The 4,821-nt window shown below is 72.6% G+C and carries 4 protein-coding genes; 2 read left to right on the forward strand and 2 right to left on the reverse strand.

The annotated features are described in order from the left end of the window. Window positions 1-72: 72 nt before the first annotated feature. Window positions 73-783: a TetR family transcriptional regulator gene (locus ACQKIP_RS39890; protein ID WP_365866955.1), complete on the reverse strand. Its 711-nt coding sequence runs from the start codon at window positions 781-783 to the stop codon at window positions 73-75. Window positions 784-891: 108 nt separating this feature from the next. On the opposite strand from ACQKIP_RS39890, the gene ACQKIP_RS39895 reads away from it, so the two are divergent. Next, window positions 892-1,677 (forward strand): electron transfer flavoprotein subunit beta/FixA family protein, encoded by a 786-nt coding sequence (locus tag ACQKIP_RS39895; protein WP_427745288.1) that lies wholly within the window; start codon window positions 892-894, stop codon window positions 1,675-1,677. A 55-nt stretch (window positions 1,678-1,732) separates the two neighbouring features. Then, window positions 1,733-2,695 carry an electron transfer flavoprotein subunit alpha/FixB family protein gene (locus tag ACQKIP_RS39900; protein ID WP_365854768.1) on the forward strand — a complete coding sequence of 321 codons (963 nt, stop codon included), beginning with the start codon at window positions 1,733-1,735 and terminating at the stop codon, window positions 2,693-2,695. A gap of 36 nt (window positions 2,696-2,731) precedes the next feature. Here the strand turns inward: ACQKIP_RS39900 and ACQKIP_RS39905 are convergent, their stop codons facing one another. Beyond that, entirely contained in the window at window positions 2,732-4,753 is a 2,022-nt protein-coding gene (locus tag ACQKIP_RS39905; protein ID WP_365854770.1) for an AfsR/SARP family transcriptional regulator, read from the reverse strand. Window positions 4,754-4,821: the final 68 nt, after the last annotated feature.

Here is a 4,821-nt window from a genome sequence, read left to right on the forward strand (position 1 = left end):
ATATGGCACTGAGTGCCAGCAGGTAAAGGTACTGAGTGCTCCCCGTTGCTTTCGGTCCTGGCGAAAATGCTTTCAGTCCTGGCCGAGGGCCGACTCGACGCGCTGGACCACGCGCCACATGGGGGCCCGTTTGGAGACCACCATGACGACGACCTCGTCATCGGTCCCGTCGGCGGCCGATTCGCCGTGCGCGGCGGCGCTCCCCCAGCCGGTCCGCACGAGCTCAAGGGCATGGTCCACGGCGGTCTCGGCGTCACCCTCGCCGCCCGAACGCAGCCAGGAGCGCAGGGCGTTGTTGTGCGCGGCGACCACGGCGGCGGCGATCACCTCGGCGCGCAGCGAGCCGTCCTCGGTCTCGGCGTAGCGGCCGCGGAGGTAGCCGGCCATGGTGCGTTCGTAGCGGCGCACCACGGAGAGTTCGTACGTACGCAGGCCGGGGACCTCCTGCGTGAGGCGGTAGCGCTGTACGGAGAACTCCGGATTCGTGGCGTACATGCGCAGCACGATCCGGGCCGCGTCGCACACGGCCTCCACGGGATCACCGCCGTCGGCCGCGTCAAGGAACGCCGTCATGTCGGCCAGGCAGCTCTCGTGGTCGGGGAAGACGGCGTCCTCTTTGGACGGGAAGTACCGGAAGAAGGAGCGGCGCCCGACACCGGCCCGCGCCACGATGTCGTCCACCGTGGTCTGCTCGAAGCCCCGCTCCAGGAACAGCTGGAACGCCGCATGGGCGAGCACCTGCCGCATGGGGGCCTTCTTCGCTGGTCCGCGCGCCTCAGTCATGCGGGGAACGTAGCATCGTGATGACCAATCTGGCACTACGTACCTTTACAGGGGGTACTGAGTGCCATAACGTCGCCATGACGAACAACACCAGGTAGGAGAGCCGGCGTGAGCTTGAGGATCGTTGTCACCGTGAAGTACGTGCCCGACGCCACCGGCGACCGGCATTTCGCCGATGACCTGACCGTCGACCGGGATGACGTCGACGGGCTGCTGTCGGAGCTGGACGAGTATGCGGTCGAGCAGGCGTTGCAGATCGCGGACGAGGCGGACGACGCGGAGATCACCGTGCTGACGGTGGGTCCGGAGGACGCCAAGGACGCGTTGCGCAAGGCGCTGTCGATGGGTGCGGACAAGGCCATCCATGTGGAGGACGAGGACCTGCACGGCACGGATGCGCTGGGCACCTCGCTGGTGCTTGCCAAGGCGATCGAGAAGGCCGGCTACGACCTGGTGATCTCCGGGATGGCGTCCACCGACGGCACGATGGGCATCGTGCCGGCCCTGCTGGCCGAGCGCCTGGGCGTGCCGCAGGTCACCCTGCTGTCCGAGGTGTCCGTCGCCGACGGGGTGGTCACGGGCCGCCGGGACGGCGACAGCGCCTCCGAGCAGCTTCAGGCCTCGCTGCCCGCGGTGGTGTCGGTGACCGACCAGTCGGGCGAGGCCCGCTACCCCTCCTTCAAGGGCATCATGGCCGCCAAGAAGAAGCCGGTCGAGGCCTGGGACCTCTCCGATCTGGACCTGGAGGCCGGGCAGGTGGGCCTGGAGGGTGCCTGGACGAGGGTCGATGCGGCCACCGAGCGTCCCGCGCGCAGTGCGGGCACCATCGTCAAGGACGAGGGCGAGGGCGGCAAGCAGCTCGCCGAGTTCCTCGCGGGCCAGAAGTTCATCTGAGCCCCTGCCGCCCCCTGTCTTTCGCTTCCTCGTCTCTGCAAAGGATTGAAGTCCCATGGCTGAAGTTCTGGTCTACGTCGACCACGTGGACGGTGCCGTCCGCAAGCCCACCCTGGAGCTGCTCACGCTGGCCCGCCGGATCGGCGAGCCCGTCGCGCTCGCGCTGGGCAACGGCGCCGCCGGGACCGCTCCCGCGCTCGCCGAGCACGGCGCGGTCAAGGTGCTGACCAGCGACGCCGCCGAGTTCGCCGACTACCTGGTGGTCCCGAAGGTCGACGCACTGCAGGCCGCCTACGACGCCGTCTCCCCGGCCGCGGTGCTGGTGCCCTCCTCCGCGGAGGGCAAGGAGATCGCCGCGCGTCTTGCGGTGCGCATCGGGTCGGGCATCATCACCGACGCCGTCGACCTGGAGGCGGGCGAGCAGGGCCCGGTGGCCACCCAGTCGGCGTTCGCCGCCTCCTACACCACCAAGTCCCGCATCACCACCGGCACCCCGGTGATCACGGTGAAGCCCAACAGCGCCGCGGTGGAGGCCGCCCCGGCCGCCGGCACCGTGGAGGCCCTGTCGGTGTCCTTCTCCGACCAGGCCACGGGCACCAAGGTGACCGCGCGCACGCCGCGCGAGTCGACCGGACGCCCGGAGCTGACCGAGGCCGCCATCGTGGTCTCCGGCGGCCGCGGCGTGAACGGCGCGGAGAACTTCCACCTCATCGAATCGCTCGCGGACTCGCTGGGTGCGGCGGTGGGCGCCTCGCGTGCCGCGGTGGACGCGGGCTGGTACCCGCACTCCAACCAGGTCGGCCAGACCGGCAAGAGCGTCTCGCCGCAGCTGTACATCGCCTCGGGTATCTCGGGCGCGATCCAGCACCGGGCGGGCATGCAGACCTCCAAGACGATCGTGGCGATCAACAAGGACGCCGAAGCCCCGATCTTCGAACTGGTCGACTACGGCGTGGTCGGCGACCTCTTCGACGTCGTCCCCGCCCTCACCGACGAGGTCAACACCCGCAAGGGCTGACCCTGTGCGACGGGTCTGACCGGTGATTCCGCCGCGTCAGGCCCGCCGCCCGGCACGTCCGCGCCGCAGGGCCGTCGTGAGGTCGTCCAGATGCCGCGCGACCGGGCCCAGCGTGATCAGGCCGCTGCCCGCTCCGGCCAACTCCCCTTCGGCAGGCGACAGTTCGGCGTGGGCGCGCTCCATCGTCTCGCGGTCGTCGAGGGCAATCGCCGCTCGTGCGGCCAGGCACCACAGGGCTTCGAGCAGCAAGTCGCGGGGCGGTTCGGGGAGCCGTCGCAGTGCCTTCGCCGCTTCCCCGCGCCGGCCTTGGGCCAGCAGCAGCAAGGGGCGGGCCCAGGGCTCATAGGGGCCCCAGTCCGCCCTCCCGTCACTCTCGGCCCAACTCTCCTCGAACCGTAGGTCGTTCGGGGTGTGCCGTCCGCTTCCCAGCCGCAGGCACAGCTGGGCCAGCGGCAGCAGTCCGTGCTCCAGGCCCGGCATGCCCGCGCCGTCCAGTCGTGCGGCGGCCTCCCGGTAGGCGGTCTCGGCTGCCGGTGTCTGCCCTGTCGCGGCGAGCCGCAGCGCCGCGTACCAGTCGGTGAACACACCTACCAGCGGCAGTTCATGACGGACCGCCAGGAGATCCGCAGCTCTCGCGTGGCTGTCGGCGCCCTCGAAGTCCGCGAGTGCGCTGCGGGCCTGGAGGCGGATGAGGTGGCCCGTGACCTCGTACGTGGTCAGGCCGTTGCGGGCGGACAGGGCGATCAGCTCGGCGCCGATCGCGTCCCGGCGGGCGGCAAGCCCCGCACGGGAAAAGGTCTGCATGAAAAGGCCGTTGAGGGTGAACGCGAGCAGCGCGGGGTCGTCGAGACCGCGGGCGAGCTCCTCGGCCTGGCGGGCCGCCTGGGGTCCGCGCGCCGAGCTCGTGCCGCGTGACTCCAGGGCGATCGTGGCCAGCAGGCGGGCCCGTGCCGCCGGGTGCGCGTCGGGACGGAGTGCGGCCAGGGTGCGTTCGGCCGCCGCCACCACCTGCGCGGCCTGCGGCGGGTCGTCGACGCGGGTCCAGATCGCCGGGACGTCGTACGCGCCGATCACGCGGGCGGTGAGCTCCGCGTCGCCCAGTTCCTCCGCCGCCTCGATGGCCGCCACGCGGTGCTCGCGGGCCGCTTCGAGGCCGCCGCCCCCGGTCACCGCCAGGTTCCGGAGGAGGCCGACCGTGGAGTCGAGGCGGACGCGGGCTCCGGACGCCACGGCCCGGTCGTAGGCGGTGGTGGCCCGCGCCCACACCCGTTCGGCGGCGTCGCCGGTCCGGGGCTGTGCCGGGTCGAGGTGGCGGGCCTGGCCGAGGATGTCCGCCTCCAGGCGGCGCAGCGCGGGGCCGGGGTCCACGCCGAGCTGCTCGACCAGGAGGGCGCGGGCCCGGCGCAGGACCGCGAGCGCGTCGCCCTGCCTGCCGGTGCGGTAGAGCGCGAGGGCCAGGAGCCGCCAGGCGTCCTCGCGCCAGGGGTGCTCGGCCACATGCGCGTCCAGATCGGGCACCGCGTCGGCCGCCCGCCCCAGGTCGAGGCGCGCCCCGGCCTGCAGCTCGACGGCCCGCAGTCGCAGTTCGCCCAGGCGGGAGCGCTCGGAGCGGGCCCACGCCTCCTCGGCGAACTCGGCGTAGGCCGAACCGCGCCACCACCCCAGCGCCTCCTCCAGGCAGGCGAGGGCATCCCCGGGCGGCAAGCTCGCGGCGGCCGTCACCGCCTGCTCGAAGCGCCAGGCGTCGACCGTGCCGGGCTCGGCGCGCAGGGCGTATCCCGGCCCCTCGGTGACGAGCAGGCGGGCCGGGGTGCGGGGCGGGCGCTCCGGTTCGAGGGCCCGGCGCAGGGCGGCCACGAAGGTGCGTACCGCCCCGACCGCGTCCGCGGGCGGCTGCGCCCACAGGTCGTCGACGAGGCGTGCCACGGGGACGACGTGACGGCGGGCGACGATCAGGCGGGCGAGCACCGCGCGGTGCCGCGGCCCCTTCAGGGCGATGGCGCCCCCGGCACCGTCCCCGGCCACCACAGGACCGAGGACCCCGAACGTGACCTGCACGCCTGACCACCCTTCCGTGGGCTCCACCCTGGGCATCGCCCCGCATCACCCGGCATCGTCCCTGGTCC

The sequence above is a fragment of the Streptomyces sp. NPDC059900 genome (genome assembly GCF_050270335.1).
Classification (GTDB): Bacteria; Actinomycetota; Actinomycetes; order Streptomycetales; family Streptomycetaceae; genus Streptomyces.

Bases quoted from the DNA above. Each gene is read 5' to 3' on its own strand.
- ACQKIP_RS39890 (WP_365866955.1), bottom strand. From the start codon at position 783: ATGACTGAGGCGCGCGGACCAGCGAAGAAGGCCCCCATGCGGCAGGTG.
- ACQKIP_RS39900 (WP_365854768.1), top strand. From the start codon at position 1,733: ATGGCTGAAGTTCTGGTCTACGTCGACCACGTGGACGGTGCCGTCCGC.